Origin of the sequence: Variovorax saccharolyticus (genome assembly GCF_030316765.1) — a bacterium.
GTDB lineage: Bacteria > Pseudomonadota > Gammaproteobacteria > Burkholderiales > Burkholderiaceae_C > Variovorax > Variovorax saccharolyticus.
In genome coordinates this window covers 225,658-251,892 of sequence record NZ_JASZYT010000006.1, presented here as the reverse complement: position 1 = coordinate 251,892, position 26,235 = coordinate 225,658, and the positions used below count along the sequence as shown (strand labels likewise).

25 protein-coding genes are annotated in these 26,235 nt (G+C 69.2%); 18 read left to right on the top strand and 7 right to left on the bottom strand.

The window, feature by feature from the left end; genetic code table 11:
• The first annotated feature begins 15 nt into the window (after window positions 1-15).
• Complete coding sequence (locus QTI45_RS19700) at window positions 16-966, top strand: 5'/3'-nucleotidase SurE (protein ID WP_286655582.1); 951 nt, start codon at window positions 16-18, stop codon at window positions 964-966.
• Window positions 967-976: 10 nt separating this feature from the next.
• Window positions 977-1,681 (top strand): hypothetical protein, encoded by a 705-nt coding sequence (locus QTI45_RS19695; protein WP_286655581.1) that lies wholly within the window; start codon window positions 977-979, stop codon window positions 1,679-1,681.
• A 24-nt stretch (window positions 1,682-1,705) separates the two neighbouring features.
• Here QTI45_RS19695 and uvrA read toward each other — a convergent pair whose 3' ends face one another.
• Entirely contained in the window at window positions 1,706-4,807 is a 3,102-nt protein-coding gene (gene uvrA / locus QTI45_RS19690) for an excinuclease ABC subunit UvrA (RefSeq protein WP_444813292.1), read from the bottom strand.
• 123 nt (window positions 4,808-4,930) lie between these two features.
• Between uvrA and ssb the strand changes: the two genes are divergently transcribed.
• Together ssb and QTI45_RS19680 are read left to right on the top strand one after the other, a co-directional pair.
• The gene (gene ssb / locus QTI45_RS19685) at window positions 4,931-5,455 is read left to right on the top strand and encodes a single-stranded DNA-binding protein (RefSeq protein WP_286655579.1); all 525 of its coding nucleotides are present in this window, start codon (window positions 4,931-4,933) and stop codon (window positions 5,453-5,455) included.
• A gap of 183 nt (window positions 5,456-5,638) precedes the next feature.
• Entirely contained in the window at window positions 5,639-7,303 is a 1,665-nt protein-coding gene (locus tag QTI45_RS19680) for an ankyrin repeat domain-containing protein (protein WP_286655578.1), read from the top strand.
• A gap of 21 nt (window positions 7,304-7,324) precedes the next feature.
• On the opposite strand, the gene QTI45_RS19675 is transcribed toward QTI45_RS19680, so the two are convergent.
• Window positions 7,325-7,768, bottom strand: a complete 444-nt coding sequence (locus QTI45_RS19675) for an outer membrane lipoprotein (RefSeq protein WP_286655577.1) — start codon at window positions 7,766-7,768, stop codon at window positions 7,325-7,327.
• Between the two features lie 49 nt (window positions 7,769-7,817).
• A complete protein-coding gene (locus tag QTI45_RS19670; RefSeq protein ID WP_286371677.1) occupies window positions 7,818-8,582 on the bottom strand; it encodes a carbonic anhydrase family protein in 765 nt (254 codons plus the stop codon).
• A 274-nt stretch (window positions 8,583-8,856) separates the two neighbouring features.
• Between QTI45_RS19670 and QTI45_RS19665 the strand changes: the two genes are divergently transcribed.
• The 4 genes from QTI45_RS19665 to QTI45_RS19650 are packed head-to-tail and all read left to right on the top strand — an operon-like array spanning window position 8,857 to window position 11,441.
• A complete protein-coding gene (locus QTI45_RS19665; protein WP_286371676.1) occupies window positions 8,857-10,287 on the top strand; it encodes a basic amino acid/polyamine antiporter in 1,431 nt (476 codons plus the stop codon).
• Between the two features lie 12 nt (window positions 10,288-10,299).
• Window positions 10,300-10,752: an SH3 domain-containing protein gene (locus QTI45_RS19660; RefSeq protein WP_286655576.1), complete on the top strand. Its 453-nt coding sequence runs from the start codon at window positions 10,300-10,302 to the stop codon at window positions 10,750-10,752.
• 40 nt (window positions 10,753-10,792) lie between these two features.
• Window positions 10,793-11,017 (top strand): LapA family protein, encoded by a 225-nt coding sequence (locus QTI45_RS19655; protein WP_286371674.1) that lies wholly within the window; start codon window positions 10,793-10,795, stop codon window positions 11,015-11,017.
• Between the two features lie 46 nt (window positions 11,018-11,063).
• Window positions 11,064-11,441 (top strand): SHOCT domain-containing protein, encoded by a 378-nt coding sequence (locus tag QTI45_RS19650; RefSeq protein WP_286371673.1) that lies wholly within the window; start codon window positions 11,064-11,066, stop codon window positions 11,439-11,441.
• Window positions 11,442-11,448: 7 nt separating this feature from the next.
• On the opposite strand, the gene QTI45_RS19645 is transcribed toward QTI45_RS19650, so the two are convergent.
• The gene (locus QTI45_RS19645; RefSeq protein ID WP_286655575.1) at window positions 11,449-13,020 is read right to left on the bottom strand and encodes a phospholipase D-like domain-containing protein; all 1,572 of its coding nucleotides are present in this window, start codon (window positions 13,018-13,020) and stop codon (window positions 11,449-11,451) included.
• 76 nt (window positions 13,021-13,096) lie between these two features.
• Between QTI45_RS19645 and QTI45_RS19640 the strand changes: the two genes are divergently transcribed.
• On the top strand, window positions 13,097-14,092 hold the full coding sequence (locus tag QTI45_RS19640) for an LLM class flavin-dependent oxidoreductase (RefSeq protein WP_286371671.1): 996 nt from the start codon (window positions 13,097-13,099) through the stop codon (window positions 14,090-14,092).
• A gap of 51 nt (window positions 14,093-14,143) precedes the next feature.
• A complete protein-coding gene (mnmA, locus tag QTI45_RS19635; protein WP_286655574.1) occupies window positions 14,144-15,256 on the top strand; it encodes a tRNA 2-thiouridine(34) synthase MnmA in 1,113 nt (370 codons plus the stop codon).
• Here mnmA and QTI45_RS19630 read toward each other — a convergent pair.
• From QTI45_RS19630 to QTI45_RS19620, 3 genes are all read right to left on the bottom strand, one after another.
• The gene (locus tag QTI45_RS19630; RefSeq protein ID WP_286371669.1) at window positions 15,246-15,713 is read right to left on the bottom strand and encodes an NUDIX hydrolase; all 468 of its coding nucleotides are present in this window, start codon (window positions 15,711-15,713) and stop codon (window positions 15,246-15,248) included. The genes mnmA and QTI45_RS19630 overlap by 11 nt on opposite strands.
• A 2-nt stretch (window positions 15,714-15,715) precedes the next feature.
• On the bottom strand, window positions 15,716-16,393 hold the full coding sequence (locus tag QTI45_RS19625; RefSeq protein ID WP_286655573.1) for a sensor histidine kinase: 678 nt from the start codon (window positions 16,391-16,393) through the stop codon (window positions 15,716-15,718).
• 61 nt (window positions 16,394-16,454) lie between these two features.
• On the bottom strand, window positions 16,455-17,177 hold the full coding sequence (locus tag QTI45_RS19620; RefSeq protein WP_286371667.1) for a response regulator transcription factor: 723 nt from the start codon (window positions 17,175-17,177) through the stop codon (window positions 16,455-16,457).
• 229 nt (window positions 17,178-17,406) lie between these two features.
• Here QTI45_RS19620 and QTI45_RS19615 point away from each other — a divergent pair, with 229 nt between their 5' ends.
• From QTI45_RS19615 to QTI45_RS19580, 8 genes are all read left to right on the top strand, one after another.
• Window positions 17,407-18,537, top strand: a complete 1,131-nt coding sequence (locus QTI45_RS19615; RefSeq protein WP_286655572.1) for a Re/Si-specific NAD(P)(+) transhydrogenase subunit alpha — start codon at window positions 17,407-17,409, stop codon at window positions 18,535-18,537.
• 33 nt (window positions 18,538-18,570) lie between these two features.
• Window positions 18,571-18,909 carry an NAD(P) transhydrogenase subunit alpha part 2 gene (locus QTI45_RS19610; RefSeq protein ID WP_286511333.1) on the top strand — a complete coding sequence of 113 codons (339 nt, stop codon included), beginning with the start codon at window positions 18,571-18,573 and terminating at the stop codon, window positions 18,907-18,909.
• Entirely contained in the window at window positions 18,906-20,393 is a 1,488-nt protein-coding gene (locus QTI45_RS19605) for an NAD(P)(+) transhydrogenase (Re/Si-specific) subunit beta (protein ID WP_286655571.1), read from the top strand. The genes QTI45_RS19610 and QTI45_RS19605 overlap by 4 nt, the downstream gene beginning before the upstream one ends.
• Window positions 20,394-20,510: 117 nt before the next feature.
• Window positions 20,511-22,190 carry a long-chain-fatty-acid--CoA ligase gene (locus QTI45_RS19600; RefSeq protein WP_286655570.1) on the top strand — a complete coding sequence of 560 codons (1,680 nt, stop codon included), beginning with the start codon at window positions 20,511-20,513 and terminating at the stop codon, window positions 22,188-22,190.
• Window positions 22,191-22,285: 95 nt separating this feature from the next.
• A complete protein-coding gene (locus tag QTI45_RS19595; RefSeq protein ID WP_286372110.1) occupies window positions 22,286-23,293 on the top strand; it encodes an ABC transporter permease subunit in 1,008 nt (335 codons plus the stop codon).
• The gene (locus QTI45_RS19590; protein WP_286372109.1) at window positions 23,293-24,192 is read left to right on the top strand and encodes an ABC transporter permease subunit; all 900 of its coding nucleotides are present in this window, start codon (window positions 23,293-23,295) and stop codon (window positions 24,190-24,192) included. The genes QTI45_RS19595 and QTI45_RS19590 overlap by 1 nt, the downstream gene beginning before the upstream one ends.
• Window position 24,193: 1 nt before the next feature.
• Window positions 24,194-25,213, top strand: a complete 1,020-nt coding sequence (locus QTI45_RS19585; RefSeq protein ID WP_286372108.1) for an ABC transporter ATP-binding protein — start codon at window positions 24,194-24,196, stop codon at window positions 25,211-25,213.
• Window positions 25,210-26,223: a dipeptide ABC transporter ATP-binding protein gene (locus QTI45_RS19580; RefSeq protein ID WP_286655569.1), complete on the top strand. Its 1,014-nt coding sequence runs from the start codon at window positions 25,210-25,212 to the stop codon at window positions 26,221-26,223. The genes QTI45_RS19585 and QTI45_RS19580 overlap by 4 nt, the downstream gene beginning before the upstream one ends.
• Window positions 26,224-26,235: the final 12 nt, after the last annotated feature.

The window sequence follows — 26,235 nt, the reverse complement described above, 5'->3', positions numbered from 1 at the left end:
CGCACCCACTCTTCCATGAAACTCCGTCTTGCCGCCGCCGCGGCCTTGCTCGGCCTGGCCAGTCCGGCCTTCGCCCTCAACATCCTGCTGTCCAACGACGACGGCCTGACCAGCAACCTCAAGGCGCTCTACGAGGCGCTCAAGGCCGACGGCCACGATGTGATCGTGTCGGTGCCCTGCACCGGCCAGAGCGGACGCGGCGCCGCGATCGTGATGTACAGCACCAGCGTCATCATTTCCGACAACGACAAGACCCAGATCGATGCCGAAGGCGGCTGCCACAACGGTGCCGCCGCCACGGGCGCGCCGGCGGTGGGCCCGTTCACGAAGGCCGGCTACACCGGCGGCGACTACAACTATGTGCACGGCACGCCCGTAATGGCGACGATGTACGGTCTCGACGTGCTGGCCAAGGCCCGCTGGGGCAAGGCGCCGGACCTGGTGCTGTCGGGCCCGAACGAAGGGCAGAACGTCGGGCGCGTGGTGAACAACTCGGGCACCGTGGGCAATGCCCAGTTCGCGGCTGGCCGCGGCCTGCCGGCCATCGCCTTGAGCGCTGGCGCCGACACCACCGACAACACCGGCCTGGCCAACGCCTATTCCGCCGTGGTGGCGCAGCTCTCGGTCAAGCTGGTCAAGGAACTGCAGGCCAAGGCGGGCAGCGGCGCGCTGCTGCCCGATGGGCTGGCGCTCAACGTCAACTTCCCCAACGCGCCGACCGCGGGCCTGTCGTGGGCCTTCTCGCGCCACGGCAGCTTCGAGCTGTACGCGCTGAAGTTCAACAACACGCCGCCCTACGGCATCGGCGGCGCGGCGGGCACGGCCGCCACGGCGGCCCAGGCCGAAGACGAGGCGCTGGTGTCGAAGACCAAGGTCTCGGTCACGGCGATGCAGGTGGGCTTCGACCACCGGCCCGCGGGCCAGCAATGGCTGCGTCTGCGCCTGCGCGATCTGCTGAGCAAGTGAGATGCGCAGCATGAATCGCATATTCGGTTGGATGGCGGCGTGCAGCGCCGCGCTGCTGTTGGCTGCCTGCGGTGGCGGCGGCAGCGGCGGGAGCGGGTTCCTGCCCGGAGCGACCACACCCCCGGCAACGACGACGCCAACGCCGGCGCCGGCGCCGAAGGTCAGCGTCGACGACCTGGCCGCGGGCACCTATGTGGTGAGCACCGGCGACGCCGGCGCGCCCACGGTCGGCAAGTACTACGCAGCGGCGGACGGCAGCCGGCTGCTCGTCTTCGGCGACAGCGACGACCGCGCCAAGCAGAGCTACCGGCGCGACGCGGGCGGTGCCTGGGTCGGTGTGCCGGCCTCCGACAAGGACGTGTCGGTGACCCTGCTGCAGAGCCATGGCCTCGCGGATGCGGGCGTCGACCTCGCCAAGCTGGCCGGGCGCTACCGCACGCAGACGACGGCCGGCGTGGTGGCCGACTTCAGCGTGACGGCGGACGGCGCCATCGTGGCCGGCAGCTCGGCCTGCAAGCTCTCCGGCAAGCTGTCTGCGGGCGTGCTGCCCAACTCGCTGAAGCTCGGCCTCTCGGCCAGCACCGATGCCTGTGGCGGCCTGCCGGCCTCGGCCTCGGGTGTGCTGGCCGCAGACACGGACTACGCACCCGCAAGGTTCAGGCTGCTGGCCGACAACGGCACTCTGCTGGTCGACCTCTGGGCCTACTCCGAGTAGCCTCGCGCGCCCCTGAGGCGCGGCTCAGCCCTCCAGCAGCCGCTTCAGATAGCGCCCGGTATGGCTGGCCTCGTTGGCCGCGATGGCCTCGGGCGTGCCGGTGCCCACCACCGTGCCGCCGCCGGCGCCGCCCTCGGGCCCCATGTCGATCACCCAGTCGGCGGTCTTGATGACGTCCAGGTTGTGCTCGATCACGACGATGGTGTTGCCGGCGTCGCGCAGCTGGTGCAGCACCTTCAGCAGCAGCTCGATGTCGGCGAAGTGCAGCCCGGTGGTCGGCTCGTCGAGGATGTAGAGCGTGCGGCCGGTGTCGCGCTTGCTGAGCTCCAGCGCCAGCTTGACGCGCTGCGCTTCGCCGCCCGACAGCGTGGTCGCCGACTGGCCCAGCTTGATGTAGCTCAGGCCGACATCGAGCAAGGTGCGCAGCTTGCGCTCGATGGTCGGCACCGCCTTCAGGAAGTCGTGCGCGGTCTCCACCGTCATGTCCAGGATCTGCGCGATGTTGCGGCCCTTGTAGAGCACCTCCAGCGTTTCGCGGTTGTAGCGCTGGCCGTGGCAGACCTCGCAGGGCACGTAGACGTCGGGCAGGAAGTGCATCTCGACCTTGACCACGCCGTCGCCCTGGCAGGCCTCGCAGCGGCCGCCCGCGACGTTGAAGCTGAAGCGGCCCGGCCCGTAGCCGCGCTCGCGCGCGGTGTTGGTCTCGGCCATCAGCTCGCGGATCGGCGTGAACAGGCCGGTGTAGGTCGCCGGATTGCTGCGCGGCGTGCGGCCGATCGGCGACTGGTCGACGTTGATCACCTTGTCGAAGTACTCGATGCCCTCGATGGCTTCGTGCGCGGCCGGCTCTTCATGGGCGCGGTACAGCGTGCGGGCGACCGCGCTGTAGAGCGTGTCGTTGACCAGCGTCGACTTGCCCGAGCCCGAGACGCCGGTCACGCAGGTCAAGAGGCCGACCGGGAAGGCGACGCTGACGTTCTTGAGGTTGTTGCCCGTGGCGCCGATGACGCGGATCTCCTGCAGATCGCTCTGCGAGGCCAGGTGCGCCGCCTCCCGCGCCGCGCGCCGCTCGGCCGCCGGGCTGGGCGGAAAGCGCGGCGGCTTCTTGCCGGCGTGGAAGGCCGCCGTGGCGACCACCGGCAGCCATGGCGTACGTCGCGCGGGTACTTCGATCTTCTTCGCGCCCGACAGGTACTGCCCGGTCAGCGAGTCCGGATTGCCCGCGACCTCGGCATAGCTGCCCTGCGCCATCACGCGGCCGCCATGCACGCCGGCGCCCGGCCCCATGTCGATCACGTGGTCGGCGGCATGGATCATGTCCTCGTCGTGCTCGACCACGATCACGCTGTTGCCGATGTCGCGCAGGTGGCGCAGCGTGCTGATGAGCCGGTCGTTGTCGCGCTGGTGCAGGCCGATGCTGGGCTCGTCGAGCACGTACATCACGCCGGTCAGGCCGGAGCCGATCTGCGAGGCCAGCCGGATCCGTTGGGCTTCACCGCCCGACAGGGTCTCGGCGCTGCGGTCCAGGCTCAGGTAGTTGAGGCCGACGTCGTTGAGGAACTTGAGCCGCAGGCCGATCTCGCGCACCACCTTGTCGGCGATCTCGGCCTTGGCGCCGCGCAGCTGCAGCTGCTGGAAGTAGCCCAGGCTGTCGCGCAGCGTGGCGTGGCTGATCTCGTAGATCGCCATGCGCTTGGGCTCCGGCCCCGATTCGTCGACCAGGAACACATTGCGCGCCTCGGGCCTGAGGCGCGTGCCTTCGCAGTCGGGGCAAGGCTGCATGTTGCGAAAGCGCGAGAGGTCCTCGCGCACCATCGTCGAGTCGGTCTCGCGGTAGCGCCGCGCCATGTTCGGGATGATCCCCTCGAAGGGGTGCTTGCGCACCAGCTTCTTGCCGGCCTGCTGGCCGCTGTCCATGACGTAGCTGAACTTGATCTCTTCCTGCGCCGAGCCGTGCAGAACGGTCTGCTGGACCGAGGCGGGCAGTTCCTCGAAGGGCTTGTCGATGTCGAACTTGTAGTGCTTGGCCACGCTCTCCAGCATGCTGAAGTAGTAGCCGTTGCGCCGGTCCCAGCCCTTGATCGCGCCGCTCGCGAGGCTCAGCGACGGGAAGGCCACGACCCGCGCCGGATCGAAGAACTCGCGATGCCCCAGGCCGTCGCAGCTCGGGCAGGCGCCCACCGGCGAATTGAACGAGAACAGCCGCGGCTCCAGCTCGGCCAGCGAGTAATGGCAGATCGGGCAGGCGAACTTGGCGTTGAACAGATGCTCGCGCGGCGCGGCCGGCGTGCTGCCCTCGGCCGCCGGCGTTTCCATCTCGAGCGCGATCGCGCGGCCGTCGGCCAGCCGCAGCGCGGCCTCGAAGCTCTCGGCCAGCCGCTGCTGCATGTCGGGGCGGGCGCGCAGGCGGTCGATGACCACGTCGATGTCGTGCTTCTCGGTCTTCTTGAGCTTGGGCAGGTCGTTGTATTCGTAGGTCTGGCCGTCGACCCGGAAGCGGATGTAGCCCTGGGCCTGCATCTCGGCGAAAAGCTCGAGGAATTCGCCTTTCTTCTCGCGCGCCACCGGCGCCAGGATCATCAGCCGCGGCTCGTCGGGCAGCGCGATCGCGGCATCGACCATCTGCGACACGGTCTGCGCCTGCAGCGGCAGGTGGTGCTCGGGGCAGTAGGGCGTGCCGGCGCGGGCGTACAAGAGGCGCAGGTAGTCGTGGATCTCGGTCACCGTGCCGACGGTGGAGCGCGGGTTGTGGCTGGTCGCCTTCTGCTCGATGCTGATCGCGGGCGACAGGCCCTCGATCATGTCGACGTCCGGCTTGTCCATCAGCTGCAGGAACTGCCGCGCATAGGCCGACAGGCTCTCGACGTAGCGCCGCTGCCCCTCGGCATAGAGCGTGTCGAAGGCCAGGCTCGACTTGCCCGAGCCCGACAGGCCGGTGATCACCACCAGCTTGTTGCGCGGGATGTCGAGGTCGACGTTCTTGAGGTTGTGGGTGCGCGCGCCGCGGATGCTGATGCGCTGCTGCGCCAGCACGGCGCCGAGGTAGGCGTCTTCGGGGGGGAGATTCACGGGGCGGTCGATTTTGGGCAACCGGACATGATAAGTCCTGGGCGTTTTCCCGGCCATCGGCCGGTTTCGTCCGGTTTCCTGGGCGGCCGATTCCGCGGCGGCACTCCGGCCCGGCGCATGCGGCACAATCTCCGGTTCTCTTTTTCCTTCTCCTCCATCCATTCATCAGGGGCAGTGCACATGGCATCGGTCAACAAAGTCATCCTCGTCGGCAACCTGGGACGCGATCCCGAAACCCGTACCTTTCCCAGCGGCGACCAGGTCTGCAACGTGACCCTGGCCACCACCGACAAGTGGAAGGACAAGCAGAGCGGCGAGATGCGCGAAGCCACCGAGTGGCACCGCCTGGTGTTCAACGGCCGGCTGGCCGAGATCGCCGCGCAGTACCTGCGCAAGGGCTCGCAGATCTACGTCGAAGGCCAGATCCGCACGCGCAAGTACAACGACAAGGACGGCGTCGAGAAGTACGCCACCGACATCCGTGTCGACCAGATGCAGATGCTGGGCAGCCGCCAGGGCCAGGGCGGCCCGTCGGGTGGCGGCGACGACGACGGCGGCTACTCGCAGGGTGGTGGCGGCGGCGGCGGTGGCGGCTATTCGCGCCCGCCGGCAGCGGCGCCGCGTGCTCCGGCACCGGCTCCGCGCCAGGCGCCGGCCAAGTCGTCGTCGGGCTTCGACGACATGGACGACGACATTCCCTTTTGATCGTCCCCTCCCCGATGCGCACGCGTTGACCCGCGCGCACGGCCTGTTCTAACATCCGGGCCGCGGTGCAAGCCGCGCCCGGGCCCGCGGGAAGGGTTGAACCCACTTGCCTTCTCGTGCCCAGCCACATTCCTTTGTGCAGCCGAATCTGCGGGTCGTCGGCGCTGTTGCACGGAGGTTCACGTGAAGCGCATTCCCCCCCGGCCCGACATCGGCCACCTCAAGAAGCAAGCCAAGGAACTGCTGGCGTCCTGCCGCAGCGGCGACCCGGCCGCCTTCGGCCGATTTCGCGAAGCATTGCCGGCCGTGGCTGGCAAGTCCGATCCGGCGATCGCGAGCCTCGGCCTCCGGCTTCACGACGCGCAGTCCTGCGTGGCGCGCGAGTACGGCTTCGCCTCCTGGCCCGACCTGCAGGCCTTCGTGCTTGCGCGCCAGGCGCTGTCGACCGATCCCGCGCGCTCGGTGCGCGACTGGCTGGGGCTGGTCTATGCCGGCGACATCGCGGGAGGAACGAACCGCGCACGGCCTTCGGTCGCTGCGCGCTTGCTCCAGGAGAGGCCGGGACTGCTCGGCGAGGACCCCCATCTCGCTTGCGCGGCGGGCGATGAAGCGCTGCTGCGCCGGACCCTCGCGCGCGAGCCCGGCTGGGTGCATCGGCCGGGCGGCCCGCTGCAGCTGCCGCCGCTGGTCGCCGTCACCCATTCGGCGCTGGTGCGGCTGCCGGCCTTCCGCGAGCGCCTGCTCGCCTGCGCCAGGCTGCTGATCGACGCCGGCGCGGACCCGAACCAGGCCGTGGGCAGCCGCTGGCCGCCGGCGTCGCTGGCCGAGCCCTCGCCGACCTCGCCGCTGTCCGCACTCTACGGTGCTGCCGGACAGAACCACGACGCCGGAATGACGAAGCTGCTGCTCGACGCCGGTGCGGACCCCGACGACGGCGAATCCCTCTATCACTCGCTGGAGAACATCGCGTGCACGTGGCTGCTGCTGCAGGCCGGGGCCCGCGTGGCCGGCACCAACGCGCTCTGCCGCGTGCTGGATTTCGACGACATCGAAGGGCTGCGGCTGCTGTTGGCGAACGGCGCGAATCCGAATGAAGCCGCCGGCGATCCCGCCGTGGCCGATGCAGCGGTGCCGCTGCTGTGGGCCATCCGGAGGCGGCGCTCGCTGGCCCACATCGAGGCCTTGCTGGCCGCCGGCGCCGACCCTTCGGCCAGCACCCGCGACGGCACCAGCGCCTGCCTGCTGGCCTCGCGCTTCGGCTTGCCGGAGATCGCCCGGCTTCTGGGCCAGGCCGGCGGCGAGCCCCGGCTTTCCGTGGCGGAGGCGTTCATCGCCGCGTGCGCGCGGGCCGACGAGGCGGAAGCCCTTCGGATTCGCGCGGCCCAGCCTCGGGTGATCCACATGCTCTCGGACGTCCAGCTTCGGCTGCTGCCCGAACTCGCTGCCCAGGGCTGCAGCGACGCCGTGCGCCTCATGGTCGGGTCGGGCTGGCCGATCGCGGTGCCGGGCGGAGACTGGAATGCATCGGCCCTGAACCAGGCGGTGTTCCGGGGCGACTCCGCGCTCGCCCGCTTCCTGCTGGAGCAGGGCGCCAGCTGGACCGAGCTGCACGGGTTCGGAGACAACGTGGCCGGCACCTTGTCCTGGGCCTCGCTGAACCAGCCGGTCGAGCGCGGCGACTGGGTCGGCTGCGCCGAGGCGCTGGCCGCCCATGGGCTGCCTCCGGCCCATCCGGACCCGCAAGGGCCGGACAGCGTGATCGTCGACGGGCGCCGCATGCGCTTCTCGGAAGAGGTGGCCGACTGTCTCCTGGCCAGCGCCGGACCTGGCCCGCGCCCGGACCGTTGATCCCGGCGGCGGCTGCCGCGGTTACTGCGGGATCACCCGGGTCTGGTGGCCGCTGCCCTGGAGGAACACGCGCTGGCCGACGCGCAGGTCATGCATGATCGGCTGGGTCACCTCGACCAGCACGCCGCTGTCGGTGCGCACGAAGACCTCCTGGCCGGGCATCGACTGGGCCGCGCGGTTGGCGATCTCGGCGCCGGCCATGGTGCCCCCGATCGCGCCGGCGACCATCGCGACGTCGCGCCCGGTGCCGCCGCCGATCAGGCTGCCCAGGCCCACGCCCGTGATGCCGCCGAGCACGGCGCCGACGCCGGTATGGGCTTCGCTGCGGATCGTCGTCGGCGTGATCTGCTCGATCTTGCCCTGGCGGATCACCATCGATCCGGGTTGCGGCCCGGGCGCCGCGCAGGCGGTCAGCACGAGGGCGATGGCGAGGGTTGCGATGCGGGAGAAAAGATGGATCTTCATGATGAGGTCTGCCTGAAAAAAAGTTGGAGTTGGCGCCGGCGCGGCCTCGCTAGGCCAGGAAGGTCACGAGGCCGTTCGACAGGTCGTACATCGACCCGACGATCTTGATCTGCCCCTTCTTCTCGAGGTCCGCGAGGATCGGGCTGCCGCTGCGCAGCGTGTCGATGGTCTGCTGCACGTTGGTCCGCGCCACCGCGTCGACGAAGGCCGCGTTCTTGCCGCTTCGTTCGCCCGCGTAGGTGGTCGCGGCGATGGCCGGCTTGATGGTGTCGAGCAACCCGGTGAGGTTGCCGAGCTGCACGTTGTCGATGGCGCCGCGGATTGCGCCGCAGGCCGTGTGGCCCATTACCAGCACCACCTTGGCGCCGGCGGCCGCGCAGGCGAACTCGAGGCTGCCCATCAGGTCCTTGTTGGCGATGTTGCCGGCGATGCGGGCATTGAAGGTGTCGCCGATCCCCATGTCGAGCAGGATCTCGGCCGGCGCGCGCGAGTCGATGCAGCTCAGGATCACCGCGGCCGGGTACTGGCCCGAGGCGCTGGAACGCTTCTGCGCCAGGTAGTCGTGCGCCTGCAGCTTGCCGGAGCGAAAGCGCTGGTTCCCCTTCTTCATCATCTCGATGACCTTGTCGGGGGTCAGCGCGTCGCGCTGGGCCTGGCTCAGGGAAGCCGCCTCGGCGTCCTCCGTGCGCAGGCCGATGCCGGCCATCAGAACGGCGGCGCCGGTGCCTGCCCCCGCCTTCAGCCACGCGCGGCGGCCGGAGGCGGGCGATGTCTCGGTGCTGCCGGCGGCGCAGCAACTGGGGATCGATTTCATGGCTGTCCTCTCGTCGTGTGAAGCTTGCTCGGGTTGGCCCCGACTTGCGTTGCGAGGCCTGGCGCGGCCGATCATGCGGCGATCGAACCCGAAAATCCAGCACCACGATCGGCGCTAGAAGTCATCCTTGACAAAGGAACGGGAGCGATTGATGCTCGGCCGCGACAGTCGGTCCATGAACGCGGCCGCTGTGCCAGAACAGTCGACGAGAACCTATGCAAACAAGAATTCCGGAGGGTGCACCGATGGCTCGGCCCTCCCTGCCCGATCCTGCATGACGACGTCGCAAGACCAGAAGCTTTCACGCGGCGCGCTCATCGCGCTGGTGGTCGGATCGATGATCGGCTCGGGCATCTTCGCGCTGCCCTCGGCCTTCGGCCGGTCGACCGGCGGCTTCGGCGCGCTGATCGCCTGGGCCATCGCCGGCACCGGCATGCTGATGCTGGCCCTGGTCTTCCAGACCCTGTCGCGGCGCCGGCCCGACCTCGACACCGGCATCTACGCCTACGCCAAGGCCGGCTTCGGCAACTACCTCGGCTTCGCTTCCGCGGTGGGCTACTGGATCGGCTGCTGCCTGGCCGACGTGGCCTGCCTGGTGCTGATCAAGGCCACGCTCGGGCAGTTCTTCCCGGTCTTCGGCGACGGCTCGACCGCGGTCGCCATCATGTCGGCGTCGGTGATCCTCTGGGGCGTGCACTTCCTGATACTGCGCGGCGTCAAGGAGGCGGCGGCGCTGAACACCATCGCCACGGTCGCCAAGATCGTGCCGATCGCGGTCTTCCTGGTGGTCGCGGTCGCGGGTTTCAAGGCCGACATCTTTGCCTGGAACTTCTGGGGCGGCGAGGAGCGCAGCCTGTCGAGTCTCGCGAGCCAGGTCCGCAACACGATGCTGGTGACGGTCTTCGTGTTCGTCGGCATCGAGGGCGCGAGCGTCTATTCGCGCCACGCGAAGAAGCGCGAGGACGTCGGCACCGCCACCGTGCTCGGTTTCCTGGGCGTGCTCTGCCTGCTGATCCTGGTCACGATGTTCTCCTATGGCGTGCTGCTGCGCCCCGACCTGCAGGCGCTGCCGACCCCCGCGATGGCCGGCGTGTTCGCCTCGATCGTCGGTCCCTGGGGCCTGGTCTTCATCAGCGTCGGCCTGCTGATCTCGATCCTCGGCAACTACCTGTCGTGGTCGCTGCTGGCGGCCGAGGTGCTGCATTCGGCGGCCAAGAACCAGACCATGCCGAGCTTTCTCGCGCGCGAGAACGCCAACAAGGTGCCGTCCGCCGCGCTCTGGCTCACCAACATCGTGATCCAGCTCTTCCTGCTCGTGACCTGGTTCGCCGAGTACGCCTTCACGCTGGCGTTGAAGATGACCAGCTCGATGACGCTGATCCCCTATCTGCTGGTGGCCGCCTACGGGCTCAAGCTCGCCTGGACCGGCAAGACCTACGAGCAGGACGGCCGCAGCCGCACCGGCGACTGGATCCGCGGCGCGCTCGCCACGGTCTATGCCGCGGGCATGCTGTACGCGGGCGGGCCCAAGTTCCTGCTGCTCTCGGCGATCCTGTATGCGCCGGGCACTTTCCTGTACGTCCTGGCCCGCCGCGAGCAGAAGCAGCGGCTCTTCACGGCACCCGAGATGGTCGTCTTCGGCGTGCTCGTGCTCGTCGCGCTGGGGGCGCTCTGGGCGCTGGTCTCCGGCGCCATCACGGTGTAGCGGGAAGACGCCATGCAGCTGCCGCTTTCGTTCCGCCGGTTCGCCGCGCTCGCGCTGCTGCTGCCGCTGTCGGCGCTGTCGGCGCTGTCGGCGCTGGCACAGCAGTCGGCCTCCACCTTGCAGGCGGTCAACCTGCGCGCCGGGCCCGATCGCGCATTCCCGCTCGTGACCTGGCTGCCGGCGCGCACCACCGTGCGCGTGTTCGGCTGCACCTCGCGCTGGCGCTGGTGCGATGTCGCCGCGGGCCGCAGCCGCGGCTGGGTCGATTCGCGCTACCTCTCGAACTCGGCGCGCCGCGCGCCGATCGTCAACTTCTCGGTGCCGAGCTACTGGGACCGGCACTACCGCGGGCGGCCCTGGGACCTGAACCGCAACCAGTGGTCGAACTGGGGGTCGCCGTCGTTCCGTCCGCCGCCGCCGCCGCCGATGCGGCCGCCGGGCCAGCAGCGCGGGCCGGCCGGATGAAGAATCGTCCCGCAGTCACTTCACCCAAGGAGAGAGCCACATGCATCGCTTCGTCTACATCGCGCTGATCGTGATCCTGGCCGGCATCGTCCTGCTGTTCAAGTTCCAGAACCTGGAGACGGCCACCGTCTCCCTGTTCTCGATGAGCGTCACGCTGCCGATCTCGGTGCTGGTGCTGCTCATCTACGTGCTGGGCATGTTCACCGGCGGCTTCGTGCTGAGCCTGCTGCGCTCGATGGCGCACGGCGCCACGCGGCGGCCCTGAGCGCCCGGACCCGTTCCTCGATTTCCAACTCGCTAGAAAGATCCACATGAGCAATTTTTGGGACCTGATCCAACTCCTGCTGTCGACCTTCGTCCTCATCGTCTACCTGCTCATCCTGTTCCAGATCATCGGCGACCTGTTCCGCGATTCGGAGCTCGGCGGCGGGGCCAAGGTGCTGTGGATCATCGGACTGGTGATCATCCCGGGCCTGACGGCCATCATCTACATCGTCACGCGCGGCCGCGGCATGGCCGAGCGCCAGCGCGCCAGCCTGCAGCGCGCGAAGTCCGACACCGACGCCTACATCCGCGAAGTGGCGGGCAAATCGCCGGCCGAGCACATCGCCGATGCCAAGGCGCTGCTCGACGCCGGCACGATCACCAAGGAAGAGTTCGAGCGCCTCAAGGCCAAGGCCCTCGCATAGGGCGGCCCTAGAGCAGGTCTTCCGGAACCAGCGGCTGCAGCAGCATGCGCTGCAGCGCGTTCAAGGGCGAAGTCCCGGGTTCGATGTCGACGCCCTGGTCCTGCTCCCCCGCGGCGGGCAGCACCCAGGACAGCATGTCGCCCTGCCCCTCGAGCCGCACGCCGTAGGCTTCGCTCTTCATGGCCTCCAGCAGCCGCAGCGCCTCCTGCGCCAGCGCCGGGCTGTCGATGGCCACGCCCAGCTCGGTGTTGCGGCGGGCCGAGCGCGGGTCGAGGTTCAGCGAGCCCAGCAGCACCACCTCCCGGTCGATCACCACCAGCTTCGCATGCAGGCGGCCGCGCGAGGAGCCGCTGAAGAACGGGCGCGTGGTCGAGGCCGAGGGCTGCGCACTGACCTCGTACAGCTTGACGCCGGCGCGCAGGATCGGTTGCCGGTAGCGTGCATAGCCGAGATAGACCAGCGCCGAATCATTGGCCGACAGCGAGTTGGTCACCAGCGTGACGTCGACGCCCTTGCGCTGCAGGCTGTGCAGCACGGCCATGCCGCGCGTGCCCGGCACCAGGTAGGGCGAGCTCACCACCAGCTCGTCGCGGGTGCCGAGCATCTGGCTCACCGCGCCGGTCATCAGGCTGTGGACCTCGAGCTCGTCCCCCATCTGCAGCCGCTTGGACGGCAGGTCGGCGACGCCATAGGCGAGCCCGGGCACCAGGCTCAGGCGATTCGCCGCCAGCTCCCTGCCGACCGGTTCGCGTCCCAGCAGGTCGACGGGCGGCAGCGCGAGCTCGATCCGGGCCGCGTTCGCGGGCAGCAGCTGGGCCAGGGTGGCGGCTCCATCGGCGACCGGCGAGGGCGGCTGGACCAGGGTCTCGACCGGAAAGGACTCCTCGCTGTTCCAGTAGCGGTCGAAGAGCACGCCCAGCTGCGGCACCACGCGGCCGGCGGCGATCGCGTCGAGGTCGATGAAGTTCGCGACCGGGCTGCGGCCGAAGTACTCGTCGGCGATGTTGCGGCCGCCGACGATCGCCAGCGCGCCGTCGGCGATCATCAGCTTGTTGTGCATCCGGTGGTCGAGCCGGGGCAGGTCGCCGAGCGAAGTCGCGATGCGCCCGGGCAGGCTCCGGCGCGCGCAGCAGAAGGGATTGAAGACGCGGATCTCGAGCTGCGGCACGCCGACCAGCGCCTCCAGCAGCGGCTCGGCGCCGGCGCTGTTGAAGTCGTCGAGCAGCAGCCGCACGCGCACGCCGCGCAGGGCGGCGTCGCGCAGTGCCGCGAACACCGCGCGGCCCGACTCGTCGTTCTCCATGATGTAGACCTGGAGGTCCAGGCTGCGGGTGGCGCGCTCGATCAGCGCCAGCCGGGCATCGAGGCCATAGGCGCCGAGCGGCAGCAGCCGGAAGCCCGACTGCGCGCCGGCCGGCAGCTCGCTGGCGGCCAGCCGGGCCAGCGGACTCTCTTCGGGCGCGGCGGGCTGGCTCATGGACACCCGGCGATGGACGTCGCTCGGCAGCGAGCCGCAGCCGCCCAGGGCCAGCAACAGCACGAAAGCAAGCACGGCGGATCCGAGGCGGCGCAGGGTCATGGCCGCAAGCCTACCCGGAGTCGGGCCAATATCCCTTCGCTGCTTGAAGACGCGTGATCCGGGCCAAGATAGCGGCATGATTCCGTTTTCCATCCTCGACCTCTCCCCCGTCACCGAGGGCAGCGACCCCGCGCAGTCCTTCCGCAATTCGCTGTCGCTGGCGCAGCACGGCGAGAAGCTGGGCTACCGGCGCTACTGGCTGGCCGAGCACCACGGCATGCCGGGCATCGCGAGCGCCGCCACCGCGGTGCTGCTGGCGCATATCGGCGCCGGCACTTCGACCATTCGCATCGGCGCCGGCGGCGTGATGCTGCCGAACCATTCGCCGCTGGTGATCGCCGAGCAGTTCGGCACCCTGGAGTCGCTCTACCCCGGGCGCATCGACCTCGGCCTGGGTCGCGCGCCGGGCTCCGACCAGCGCACGGCGCAGGCGCTGCGGCGCGACCTGCAATCCGATTCCGACCAATTCCCGCAGGACGTCGTCGAGCTGATGGATTTCATGTCCAAGGAGCCGCGCCAGCCGGTGCTCGCGGTGCCCGGCCGCGGGCTCGAGGTGCCGGTGTGGATCCTCGGCTCCAGCACCTTCGGCGCCCAGCTGGCGGCTCACCTGGGCCTGCCTTACGCCTTCGCCTCCCACTTCGCGCCGCAGCAGCTGATGCAGGCGATCCGCATCTACCGCGAGACCTTCAAGCCCTCGGCGCAGCTGGCCAAGCCCTACGTGATGCTGGGCTTCAACGTGTTCGCGGCCGAGACCGACGAGGAAGCCCAGTTCCGCGCCACCTCCTGGCAGCAGGCCTTCGTGAACCTGCGCAGCGGCCGGCCCGGCCGCCTGCCGCCGCCGGTGGCGGGCTACCGGCAGAAGGTCGGGCCGGCCGAGAACGCCTTGCTCGACTCGGTGCTCTCGTGTTCCGCGGTCGGCTCGCGCGACACGGTGCGCGCCGGCATCGAGGCCTTCGTCGAGCGCACCGGCGCCGACGAGCTGATGATCACCTCGCAGGTCTTCGACCATGAAGCGCGGCTGCGCTCCTACGAGATCCTGGCCGAACTCCGCGAACAGGCGGCGGCGCGCTGATTTGACCCGCCGCCGGCACCGGCATGCGGGTGCTGGGACAATCACCGCCCTATGAAAAAGCAGCGCATCGTGGTGGGCCTGAGCGGCGGAGTCGATTCCGCGGTCACGGCGCACCTGCTGAAGCAGCATGGCCACGAGGTGGTCGGCATCTTCATGAAGAACTGGGAAGACGACGACGACAGCGAGTACTGCTCGTCGAACATCGACTTCATCGACGCCGCCAGCGTGGCCGACGTGCTCGGCATCGAGATCGAGCACGTCAACTTCGCGGCCGACTACAAGGACCGCGTGTTCGCCGAGTTCCTGCGCGAATACCAGGCCGGCCGCACGCCGAACCCGGACGTGCTGTGCAATGCCGAGATCAAGTTCAAGGCCTTCCTCGACCACGCGATGCGCCTGGGCGCCGAGAAGATCGCCACGGGTCACTATGCGCGCGTGCGCCTCGATGCCGCCACCGGCCTGCACGAACTGCTCAAGGGCCTCGATCCGGCCAAGGACCAGAGCTACTTCCTGCATCGCCTCAACCAGCAGCAGCTCTCCAAGACGCTGTTCCCGGTCGGCGAACTGCACAAGACCGAGGTGCGGCGCATCGCCGACCAGATCGGCCTGCCGAACGCGAAGAAGAAGGACTCCACCGGCATCTGCTTCATCGGCGAGCGGCCGTTCCGAGAGTTCCTCAACCGCTACATCTCGAAGGAGCCGGGCCCGATCCGCGACGAGCGCGGCCGCCAGATCGGCGAGCACCAGGGCCTGAGCTTCTACACGCTGGGCCAGCGCCAGGGCCTGGGCATCGGCGGCATCAAGGCCAAGGGCGCGCAGCGCGGCGCCGGCGACCATGCGCCGTGGTTCGTGGCGCGCAAGGATGTCGCCAGCAACACGCTGTGGGTGGTGCAGGGCCACGACCATCCGTGGCTGCTGTCGCCGACGCTCGAGGCCGACGATGCCAGCTGGGTGTCGGGCAGCGCGCCCGCGGCCGGCCCGCTGGGTGCCAAGTCGCGCTACCGCCAGGCCGATGCCGCCTGCCGTCTCGGCGAAGGCGCCGATGGCGCCTTCCGGCTCGACTTCGACCAGCCGCAGTGGGCCGTCACGCCCGGGCAGTCGGCCGTGCTGTACGACGGCGAGGTCTGCCTCGGCGGCGGCGTGATCGCCAGCGTCAGCCCTTGAGCGACGGGTCGACGCGCACCAGTTCCAGCGGATAGCGCTTGCCGGCCAGGTGGTCTTCGACGCCCTGGAGCAGCAGCGGGCTGCGATGCCGCGCGGTGCTGGCGCGGATCTCGTCGACCGTCAGCCACAGCGTGCGCACGATGCCGTGGTCGAGCGCACGCGCCGGCTCGAATGCGCCCAGGGTGCCGGTGAAGGCGAAGCGCAGGTAGGTGATGTCCTCGGGCTGGCGGCTGCGCGCCAGGTAGATCCCGACCAGGGCGGTGGGCGTGAAGTGGTGGGCGGTTTCTTCGAGCGTCTCGCGCACGCAGCCGTCGGCGGGCGATTCGCCGGGGTCGAGGTGGCCGGCCGGCGTATTCAGAAGCAGGCCGTCGGGCGTCTCTTCTTCGACCAGCAGGTAGCGGCCTTGCCGCTCGATCACGGCAGCCACCGTGACGTTGGGTTTCCAGCGCATGTCCATGCTCATTCTTCCTCGTGCGATGTCCGCGGCCCGCTTCGCTTCGGCAGCCGGAGCCTGAGGCAGCCGCCGCCGGGCCGCTGTTCGGTCTCGAGCGATCCGCCGTGGCGCCGTGCCACGGTGCGGGCCAGGCGGCAATGTAGCTCGACCGCCGGCGCGGGGCTGGGGCCATCGAAGACCACGCACCATCGATCGCCTTCGGCTGCGACGCCGCAGTGCAGATCCGCGCCCGGCGTACAACGCTCGAGCGCTTGCTGAAGCAAGGCCTGGAGCGCGCGCGCCAGCAGGCCCCGGTCGGCCTCGCAGGGTGCGGCGGCGAGCGAGGATTCAGCGCGGATGCGGACCTGGCGCTCGCGCGCCAGCGGCCAGGCCTGGTCGATCGACTGCTGCAGCAGCGACACCAGGTCGAGCGCTTCGAGGCGCAAGGGCTGCGCCTCCGCCCGCGCCAGCGCGAGAAAACCGTCGCAGCGGGAGAGGCCCGCCCGCGCCTCGCGCTCGATGCTCGACAGCAACGGCTCGAGGCCGAGGGCCGCGGAACTCGCGCGCGTCAGCTCCACCATGCCGATGATCGTGGCACAGGCCACGCGCGCATCGTGCGACAGGAAGCGCAGCGCCTCGTCGCGCTGCCGTTCGGCCAGCCGCAGCGGCGTGATGTTGTCGTGCTCGGCGGGCGCCGCGCTCACAAGACAACCTCCGTGCTGCGCACTGCGGTGCGAGCCCCCTTCGGAACGGCCGGGCGGGGGCTCATCGCCCCGCGTCCGAGTGCAGCGGCGAGAGCGTGTCGCCGTCGAGCGGCTCCAGCCGATAGCCCAGGCCATACACGGCGGATAGCAGGAAGCCGTTGGAAGGCTGGAGGTCGAGCTTCTGGCGGATACGGGAAACATGGGTGTCGAGCGAGCGCGAAGGCGATTCGACGCCCTTGCCCCAGACTGCCTCGCGCAGGTGCTCGCGCGACAGCAGCCGGCCGAGGTTCTGGAACAGGAACAGCGCCAGTTCGTACTCGCGCCGGCTCATGTCGACCGGCTTGCCGGCGATCCGCAAGGTGCGGGTCGACGGATAGAAGCGGTAGTTCCGGAAGCTGATCTCGCCGCCGTGGTGGGCCGGATAGGCGCGGCGCAGCAGCGCCCGCACGCGGGCCTGAAGTTCGGACACCCGGATCGGCTTGGCCATGAAGTCGTCCGCGCCAGCGGCCAGCCCTTCGACCAGGTCCTTCTCCTCGCTGCGATGGGTGACGAACAGGATCGGCATCGGGTTGCCCAGGTCCTCGCGGATCCATCGAACCACGCGCGGGCCTTCGATGTCGGGCAAGCGCCAATCGAGGACCAGCAGGTCGTAGGTCTCGCGGTGCAGGTCGCGCAGCAGCGACTTGCCGTCGGCATAGCCATGGCACTCGTGGCCAATGACCTCCACCGAATGGCGGATCAGCTCGAGCTGATGCGCCTCGTCATCGAGTGCCGCTATACGCATTTCATCCCCCTGTGTCTCTTCGTTTTCGAGCGCCGGCTTCTTCGTGCCGGTCATCCCGGCGACAGTGTACCCAGCCGTCCCCGATTCCTTGCGCTAGTGATTTGATAGCAGCAAGGGCAGGCCGGGGGCTCCAAAGGCCGCCATGGCGGCGGCACCCGGGGGACAGTTTCCGGGTTGCGTCTTCGGGTAAGCTCGCGCGAATTCCAAATGCTGCCCTGAGGAGACCTTCATGCTGATAGGCGTGCCGCTCGAAACCGCGACAGGCGAGACCCGCGTCGCCGTCACCCCGGAGACCGCGAAGAAGCTCGTGGCGCAGGGCCATGTGGTGCGGGTGCAATCGGGCGCCGGCGTGGCCGCCAGCGTCACCGATGCCGCCTACCAGGCCGCCGGTGCCGAGATCACCGATGCCGCGGGTGCCTTTGGCGCCGAGATCGTGCTCAAGGTGCGCTCCCCGTTCGACAACGAGATCGCGCTGATCAAGCCGGGCAGCGTCGTCATCGGCATGCTCAACCCCTTCGACGCCGCCGGCCTGCAGCGCCTGGCCGCGGCAAGGCTCACGGCCTTCGCGCTGGAGGCCGCGCCGCGCACCACGCGCGCCCAGAGCATGGACGTGCTGTCCTCGCAGGCCAACATCGCGGGCTACAAGGCCGTGATCGTCGCCGCCGACAATTACCAGCGCTTCTTCCCGATGCTGATGACCGCGGCCGGCACCGTGAAGGCCGCCCGGGTCGTGATCCTGGGCGTGGGCGTGGCCGGACTGCAGGCCATCGCCACGGCCAAGCGCCTGGGCGCGGTGATCGAGGCCTCCGACGTGCGCCCGAGCGTGAAGGAGCAGATCGAATCGCTGGGCGGCAAGTTCATCGAGGTCTCCTACGACACCGACGAAGAGAAGGAAGCCGCGGTCGGCGTCGGCGGCTATGCCAAGCCGATGCCGCCGAGCTGGCTGGCGCGCCAGCAGGTCGAGGTCGCCAAGCGCGTGGCGCTGGCCGACATCGTGATCAGCACCGCGCTGATCCCGGGGCGCGCGGCGCCGACGCTCATCACCGAGGACATGGTCAAGTCGATGAAGCCGGGCTCGGTGATCGTCGACATCGCGGCCGGCAAGGGCGCCGACGGCGTGGGCGGCAACTGCCCCTTGTCGGAGGCCGACAAGACGGTGGTCAAGCACGGCGTGACCATCGTCGGCGAGACCAACCTGCCGGCGCTGGTCGCCGCCGATGCGTCGTCGCTCTATGCGCGCAACGTGCTCGACTTCCTCAAGCTGATCCTGCCCAAGGAGGGCGGCCTGAAGATCGACCTCGAGGACGACATCGTCGCCGCCTGCCGCATGGCGCAGGACGGCCAGGTCACCAAGAAGTAAGCCCGTACAGAGCGAACCCGCAGGAGCACCGCCATGGATCCCGTATCCCATACCGTCATCAACCTGATCATCTTCGTGCTGGCGATCTACGTCGGCTACCACGTGGTGTGGACCGTCACGCCGGCGCTTCACACGCCGCTGATGGCGGTCACCAATGCGATCTCGGCGATCGTGATCGTGGGCGCGATGCTCGCGGCCGCGCTGACCGAGAGCGGCCTGGGCAAGACCATGGGCGTGCTGGCCGTGGCGCTGGCCGCGGTCAACGTCTTCGGCGGCTTCCTGGTCACGCGTCGCATGCTGGAGATGTTCAAGAAGAAGGACAAGAAGGCGGCCCCGGCTGCTGAAGCGACCGGCAAGGGGAATGCAGCATGAGCATGAACGTCGTCACGCTGCTTTACCTCATCGCCAGCGTCTGCTTCATCCAGGCCCTGAAGGGCCTGTCCCATCCGACCACCTCGATCCGCGGCAACATCTTCGGCATGGTGGGCATGGCGATCGCCATGCTGACCACCGCCGCGCTGATCGTGCAGCTCTCGGGCGGCAAGGCCATGGGCATGGCCTGGGTGCTGCTGGGCGTGGTGGTCGGCGGCGGCTACGGCGCCTACCGCGCCAAGACCGTCGAGATGACGCAGATGCCCGAGCTGGTGGCCTTCTTCCACAGCATGATCGGCCTGGCAGCCGTCTTCATCGCGGTCGCCGCGGTGGTCGAACCCTGGGCCTTCGGCATCACGCCGCCCCCGGTGGCGGCCGCGGTCGGCGTGCAGACACCCGAGGGCGCGGCGGTCATCGACGGCTTCCTGCGCTACGCCATTCCGGCCGGCAACCGGCTCGAGCTGTTCCTGGGCGCGGCGATCGGCGCGATCACCTTCAGCGGTTCGGTGATCGCCTTCGGCAAGCTCTCGGGCAAGTACAAGTTCCGCCTGTTCCAGGGCGCGCCGGTGCAGTTCAAGGGCCAGCACATGCTGAACCTGGTGCTGGGCCTGCTGACCATCGCGCTCGGCCTGGTCTACATGGCGACCGAGAGCTGGACGGCCTTCCTCGCGATGCTGCTGCTGGCCTTCGTGATGGGCGTGCTGATCATCATCCCGATCGGCGGCGCCGACATGCCGGTGGTGGTGTCGATGCTCAACAGCTACTCGGGCTGGGCGGCCGCGGGCATCGGCTTCAGCCTGAACAACGCGATGCTGATCGTGGCCGGTTCGCTGGTGGGTTCCTCGGGTGCGATCCTGAGCTACATCATGTGCAAGGCGATGAACCGCTCCTTCTTCAACGTGATCCTGGGCGGCTTCGGCGGCGAGGCGGCCACGGCCGGCGGCGGCGCCAAGGAGCAGCGCCCGGTCAAGAGCGGCAGCGCCGACGACGCGGCCTTCGTGCTCAGCAACGCCGAGACCGTGATCATCGTGCCGGGCTACGGCCTGGCGGTGGCGCGCGCCCAGCACGCGGTGAAGGAGCTCGCCGCCAAGCTCACCGAGCACGGCGTGACGGTCAAGTACGCGATCCACCCGGTGGCCGGGCGCATGCCGGGCCACATGAACGTGCTCTTGGCCGAGGCCGAGGTGCCCTACGACCAGGTGTTCGAGATGGAGGACATCAACGGCGAGTTCGGCCAGGCCGACGTGGCGATCATCCTGGGCGCCAACGACGTCGTGAACCCGGCGGCGCTGCAGAAGGGCACGCCGATCTACGGCATGCCGATCCTGGAGGCCTACAAGGCCAAGACCGTGATCGTGAACAAGCGCTCGATGGCCGCGGGCTATGCGGGCCTGGACAACGAGCTGTTCTACATGGACAAGACCATGATGGTCTTCGGCGACGCCAAGAAGGTGGTCGAGGACATGGCCAAGGCGATCGAGTAGCACTCGGCGCCCGCACGAAGACCACGGGCCGCGCAGTGTCGCGGCCCGTGCCGCATCCGGCACTCAAGTTACGATGGCGGCAAATTTCCCCTAGAGATTTCGTTCTGGAGACACACAGTGACTGATCGCCCCTGGCTCGGCAGCTACCCGCAAGGCGTGCCCGCCGACATCGACGCCTCGCGCTACACCTCCCTCGTGGCGCTGATGGAAGAAAGCTTCACCAAGTACGCCGACCGCACCGCCTACAGCTTCATGGGCAAGGACGTGAGCTACGGCGAGGTCGACCACCAGAGCCGCGCCTTCGCCTGCTACCTGCAGGGGCTGGGCCTGGCGAAGGGCGACCGGGTCGCGATCATGATGCCGAACTGCCCGCAGTACCCGATCGCGGTGGCCGGCGTGCTGCGCGCCGGAATGATCGTGGTCAACGTCAACCCGCTCTACACGCCGCGCGAACTCGAGCACCAGCTGAAGGATTCGGGCTCCATCGCGATCGTGCTGATGGAGAACTTCGGCACCACGCTGCAGCAGTGCCTGGCCGCCACGCCGGTCAAGCACATCGTGCTGGCCTCGATGGGCGACCGGCTCGGCTTCCTCAAGGGCGCGCTGGTGAACTACGTGGTGCGCAGCGTCAAGAAGATGGTGCCGGCCTACAGCCTGCCGGGTGCGGTGCGCTTCAACGACGCGCTCGAAAAGGGTGCCTCGCGCACCCTGCAGGCGCCGGCGCTCGGTCCCGACGATGTCGCGGTGCTGCAGTACACGGGCGGCACCACGGGTGTCTCGAAGGGCGCGGTGCTGCTGAACCGCAACGTGATCGCCAACGTGCTGCAGTCCGAGGCCTGGAACGATCCGGTCATGCAGAAGGTGCCGGCCGGAGAGCAGCCGACCAGCGTCTGCGCGCTGCCGCTCTATCACATCTTCGCCTTCACGGTGAACATGATGCTCAGCATGCGCACCGGCGGAAAGCTGATCCTGATCCCGAATCCGCGCGACATTCCGGCGGTGCTGAAGGAGCTGTCCAAGCACACCTTCCACAGCTTTCCCGCGGTCAATACGCTCTTCAACGGCCTGGCGAACCATCCGGACTTCAACACCGTCAACTGGAAGAACCTCAAGGTCTCGGTCGGCGGCGGCATGGCGGTGCAGGGCGCGGTGGCCAAGCTCTGGCTCGAGAAGACCGGCTGCCCGATCTGCGAAGGCTATGGCCTGTCGGAAACCTCGCCGTCGGTCACCTGCAATCCGACCACCAGCACGGCCTACACCGGCACCATCGGCGTGCCTTTGCCGAACACCGAGGTGAAGCTGATCGACGACGAAGGCCGCGAGGTGCCCGCGGGCGCCGCGGGCGAACTCGCGGTGCGGGGCCCGCAGGTCATGGCCGGCTACTGGCAGCGGCCCGACGAGACCGCCAAGGTCATGACACCGGACGGCTACTTCAAGACCGGCGACATCGCGATCGCCGACGAGCGCGGCTACTTCAAGATCGTGGACCGCAAGAAGGACATGATCGTGGTCTCGGGCTTCAACGTCTATCCGAACGAGATCGAGGACGTGGTGGCGCAGATGCCGGGCGTGCTCGAGTGCGCCGCCGTCGGCATCGCCGACGAGAAGACCGGCGAGGGCGTCAAGCTGGTGATCGTCAAGAAGAACCCCGAGCTGACCGAGGCCGACGTGCGGGCCCACTGCCGAGCCAACCTCACCGGCTACAAGCAGCCGCGCGTGATCGAGTTCCGCACCGATCTGCCGAAGACGCCGGTCGGCAAGATCCTGCGGCGCGAACTGCGCGACGCCAAGAAGTAGCTGGAACCTGTTTGCGACCCCAGGGAGATCGCAAGCAGCTTCTTAGGGTTCGGCCGGGGACCAGACCCGGCATCGCTCTTGCATATTGGGGCTGAATGTTCAGATTCATCCTCACCCGGGCCAGCCTGCTCGTGCCGACCTTCATCGGCATGACGCTGCTCGCGTTCTTCCTCATCCGGCTGGTGCCGGGCGACCCGATCGAGACGCTGGCCGGCGAGCGCGGCATCGACCCGGCGCGCCACGCAGCGCTGCTGAAGGACTACGGGCTCGACCAGCCTCTCTTCACGCAATACGGCATCTACATCGGCCGGGTGTTGCATGGCGACCTCGGCAAGTCGGTCATCACGCAGGAGCCCGTGATGAGCGAGTTCCTGGCGCTGTTCCCGGCCACCGTCGAGCTGGCGCTGTGCGCGATCCTGTTCGCGCTGCTGCTGGGCATCCCGGCCGGCATCCTGGCGGCGGTCAAGCGCAACTCGCTGTTCGACCATGGCGTGATGGCGACCTCGCTGACCGGCTATTCGATGCCGATCTTCTGGTGGGGGCTGCTGCTGATCCTGTTCTTCTCGGTGCAGCTGGGGTGGACGCCGGTGTCGGGCCGGATCTCGGTGCAGTACTTCATCGAGCCGGTCACCGGCTTCCTGCTGATCGACTCGCTGCTCTCGGACGAGAAGGGCGCCTTCGCCTCGGCGCTGCAGCACCTCATCCTGCCGGCCGTGGTGCTGGGCACCAACACGCTGGCCGTCATCGCGCGCATGACGCGTTCGGCCATGCTCGAGGTGCTCGGCGAGGACTACATCCGCACCGCGCGCGCCAAGGGCCTGGCGCCGCTGCGCGTGGTGAGCGTGCATGCGCTGCGCAACGCGCTGATCCCGGTGGTCACGGTGATCGGGCTGCAGGTCGGCGTGCTGTTCACCGGCGCCATCCTGACCGAGACCATCTTCTCGTGGCCGGGCGTCGGCAAGTGGCTGATCGAGGCCATCGGACGGCGCGACTATCCGGTGCTGCAGGGCGGCATGCTGCTGCTCGGCGTGATCGTGATGACGGTCAACGTGCTGGTCGACGTCGCCTACGGCCTGATCAACCCCCGCATCCGGCAATCCTGATGAGCAGCACCGCCGTTCCGGTCGAAGCAATCAGCGCGCCACCCGGTCCGTGGCGCGAGTTCTGGGGTTCCTTCTCGGCCAATCGCGGCGCGGTGATCGGCCTGGGCGTGATCGTCGTGCTGCTGCTGGTCGCGCTGTTCGCGCCCTGGCTGGCCCCGCACGCGCCCAACCAGACCGACAGCACCGCCTTTCTGCGGCCGCCGGCCTGGCAGGAGGGCGGTTCGGCCACGCACCTGCTGGGCACCGATGCGATCGGCCGCGACATCCTCTCGCGGCTCATGTTCGGCGCCCGGCTTTCGCTGTCGATCGGGGTCGCGGTGGTCGCGATCTCGGCCGCCGTCGGCATTGCGCTGGGGCTGATCGCGGGCTTCTTCCGGGGCATCCTCGAGATCGCGATCATGCGCCTGATGGACGTGGTGCTCACGCTGCCCAGCCTGCTGCTGGCGATCGTGATCGTCGCCATCCTCGGCCCGGGCCTGATCAACGCGATGCTCGCGGTGGCGGTGGTCGTGCTGCCGCACTACGTGCGCATCACGCGCGCCGCGGTCATCTCCGAGGTCTCGCGCGACTACGTCACGGCGGCTCGCGTGAGCGGCGCCGGCACGCTGCGCCTGATGTTCCGCGAAGTGCTGCCCAACTGCGCCGCACCGCTGATCGTCCAGGCTTCGCTGGGCGTCTCGACCGCCATCCTCGACGCCGCCGCGCTCGGCTTCCTCGGCCTCGGCGCGCAGCCGCCCTCGCCCGAGTGGGGCACCATGCTGGCCGACGCGCGCGAGTTCGTGCTGCGCGCCTGGTGGGTGGTCACCTTCCCGGGGCTGGCGATCCTCGCCGCGGTGCTGGCCTTCAATCTGCTGGGCGACGGGCTGCGCGATGCGCTCGACCCGAAACTCAAACGCTGACATGGCCCTCCTGGACATCCGCGACCTCCATGTGGAGTTCCCCACCCAGGGCGGCACGCTGCATGCGGTCGATGGCGTCAGCCTGCGGCTGGAGCAGGGCGAGGTGCTCGGCATCGTCGGCGAGTCGGGCTCCGGCAAGAGCGTCACGATGATGGCGCTGATGGGCTTGATCGGATGGCCCGGGCGCGTGCGCGCGCAGCACCTTCGCTTCGACGGCCACGACCTGCTCGGCCTGTCGGACAAGGCACGGCGCGGACTGGTCGGCAAAGACGTCGCGATGATCTTCCAGGAGCCGACCACCAGCCTGAACCCCTGCTTCACGATCGGCTGGCAGCTGATGGAAACACTGCGGCTGCACCTGCGCCTGGACAAGCGCGAGGCCAGGAGGCGGGCCACCGAGTTGCTCGAGCAGGTCGGCATCCCGGCCGCCTCCACGCGGCTGGGCAGCTATCCGCACCAGCTTTCCGGCGGCATGAACCAGCGCGTGATGATCGCGATGGCGATCGCCTGCAACCCGAAGCTGCTGATCGCCGACGAGCCCACCACCGCGCTCGACGTCACGATCCAGGCCCAGATCCTCGACCTGCTGCGCAGCCTCCAGAAGGAACGCGGCATGGGCCTGGTGCTGATCACGCACAACATGGGCGTGGTCAGCGAGATGGCGCAGCGCGTGGCCGTGATGTATGCGGGCCAGGTGATGGAGGAACGCGGCGTCGCCGAGCTGTTCGCGGCGCCGCAGCATCCCTACACCGCGGCCCTGCTGGCGGCGCTGCCCGAGCGCGCGGCCGGCGAAGGGCGGCTGGCGACCATCGCCGGCGTGGTGCCCGGCGTGCACGACCGGCCCGCAGGCTGCCTGTTCGCGCCGCGCTGCGACTACGCGACCGCGCACTCGCGCGCGGTGCGGCCCGAGTTGCGCGAATGGATGGGCGGCCAGGTGCGCTGCCACTATGCGCTCGGCGACCCGCAGCGCGACGCCGCGCTGGCGCGCGATGGCGCGCGCGTGGTGGAGTTCGTGCGATGAGCGACATCGTGGTCGAGGCCCGGGACCTGCAGCGTGTGTATGCCGTGCGCCGCGGCCTGTTCCGTGCGCCGGCGCATCTGCAGGCGGTGGGCAACATCTCGTTCCGCATCGAGCGGGGCCGCACGCTCGCGGTGGTGGGCGAATCGGGCTGCGGCAAATCGACGCTGGCGCGCATGGTGGCGCTGATCGAGAAACCGACCGCGGGCTCCCTCCAGCTCGTCGGCCACGATGCGGTCGCGCCACCGCAAGAGCGGCGGCGCGAACTGCGCCAGGCGGTGCAACTGGTGTTCCAGAATCCCTACGGCTCGCTCAATCCGCGCAAGAAGATCGCCACCGTGCTCGAGGACCCGCTGGCGATCAACACCACCCTGGGCAAGAGCGAGCGGGCGGCGAAGGCGCGCGAGATGCTGGCCCGGGTCGGCCTGCGGCCCGAGTACGCGAACCGCTATCCGCACATGTTCTCGGGCGGCCAGCGCCAGCGCATCGCGATCGCGCGCGCGCTGATGCTCGACCCGCGCCTGCTGGTGGCCGACGAGCCGGTGTCGGCGCTCGACGTCTCGATCCAGGCCCAGGTGCTGAACCTGCTGGCCGACCTGCAGGCCGAGCTGGGGCTGTCGTACCTCTTCATCTCGCACGACCTCGGCGTCGTGCGCCACATCGCGCACGAGGTGCTCGTGATGTACCTGGGCCACGCGGTGGAGCAGGGCCCGAAGGCGCGCATCTTCGCGCGCCCGCTGCACCCGTACACGCAGGCGCTGCTGGCCTCGACGCCGGGCCTCGTGGCCGAGCGCATCGTCTTGAAGGGCGAGTTGCCCTCGCCGCTCGCGCCGCCGCCGGGCTGCGTCTTCAACACGCGCTGCGGCCATGCCACCGACCGCTGCCGCAGCGAGCGGCCGCTGCCGCGCCTGCTCGACGAGCGCATGGTGGCCTGCCACCATGCCGAGAAGTTCCTGCCTGCCGAAGTTCCCCCGCCCGCGCCTGGCGCGTCCCCAAGCCCGAAGAACCCCTGAAGGAGTCGAACG

Coding starts and splice junctions, on each gene's coding strand:
- QTI45_RS19700 (WP_286655582.1), top strand. CDS start 16: ATGAAACTCCGTCTTGCCGCCGCCGCGGCCTTGCTCGGCCTGGCCAGT.
- QTI45_RS19695 (WP_286655581.1), top strand. CDS start 977: ATGAATCGCATATTCGGTTGGATGGCGGCGTGCAGCGCCGCGCTGCTG.
- uvrA (WP_444813292.1), bottom strand. CDS start 4,807: ATGGCCGGGAAAACGCCCAGGACTTATCATGTCCGGTTGCCCAAAATC.
- ssb (WP_286655579.1), top strand. CDS start 4,931: ATGGCATCGGTCAACAAAGTCATCCTCGTCGGCAACCTGGGACGCGAT.
- QTI45_RS19675 (WP_286655577.1), bottom strand. CDS start 7,768: ATGAAGATCCATCTTTTCTCCCGCATCGCAACCCTCGCCATCGCCCTC.
- QTI45_RS19670 (WP_286371677.1), bottom strand. CDS start 8,582: ATGAAATCGATCCCCAGTTGCTGCGCCGCCGGCAGCACCGAGACATCG.
- QTI45_RS19665 (WP_286371676.1), top strand. CDS start 8,857: ATGACGACGTCGCAAGACCAGAAGCTTTCACGCGGCGCGCTCATCGCG.
- QTI45_RS19660 (WP_286655576.1), top strand. CDS start 10,300: ATGCAGCTGCCGCTTTCGTTCCGCCGGTTCGCCGCGCTCGCGCTGCTG.
- QTI45_RS19655 (WP_286371674.1), top strand. CDS start 10,793: ATGCATCGCTTCGTCTACATCGCGCTGATCGTGATCCTGGCCGGCATC.
- QTI45_RS19650 (WP_286371673.1), top strand. CDS start 11,064: ATGAGCAATTTTTGGGACCTGATCCAACTCCTGCTGTCGACCTTCGTC.
- QTI45_RS19645 (WP_286655575.1), bottom strand. CDS start 13,020: ATGACCCTGCGCCGCCTCGGATCCGCCGTGCTTGCTTTCGTGCTGTTG.
- QTI45_RS19640 (WP_286371671.1), top strand. CDS start 13,097: ATGATTCCGTTTTCCATCCTCGACCTCTCCCCCGTCACCGAGGGCAGC.
- mnmA (WP_286655574.1), top strand. CDS start 14,144: ATGAAAAAGCAGCGCATCGTGGTGGGCCTGAGCGGCGGAGTCGATTCC.
- QTI45_RS19630 (WP_286371669.1), bottom strand. CDS start 15,713: ATGGACATGCGCTGGAAACCCAACGTCACGGTGGCTGCCGTGATCGAG.
- QTI45_RS19620 (WP_286371667.1), bottom strand. CDS start 17,177: ATGCGTATAGCGGCACTCGATGACGAGGCGCATCAGCTCGAGCTGATC.
- QTI45_RS19615 (WP_286655572.1), top strand. CDS start 17,407: ATGCTGATAGGCGTGCCGCTCGAAACCGCGACAGGCGAGACCCGCGTC.
- QTI45_RS19610 (WP_286511333.1), top strand. CDS start 18,571: ATGGATCCCGTATCCCATACCGTCATCAACCTGATCATCTTCGTGCTG.
- QTI45_RS19605 (WP_286655571.1), top strand. CDS start 18,906: ATGAGCATGAACGTCGTCACGCTGCTTTACCTCATCGCCAGCGTCTGC.
- QTI45_RS19595 (WP_286372110.1), top strand. CDS start 22,286: ATGTTCAGATTCATCCTCACCCGGGCCAGCCTGCTCGTGCCGACCTTC.
- QTI45_RS19590 (WP_286372109.1), top strand. CDS start 23,293: ATGAGCAGCACCGCCGTTCCGGTCGAAGCAATCAGCGCGCCACCCGGT.
- QTI45_RS19585 (WP_286372108.1), top strand. CDS start 24,194: ATGGCCCTCCTGGACATCCGCGACCTCCATGTGGAGTTCCCCACCCAG.
- QTI45_RS19580 (WP_286655569.1), top strand. CDS start 25,210: ATGAGCGACATCGTGGTCGAGGCCCGGGACCTGCAGCGTGTGTATGCC.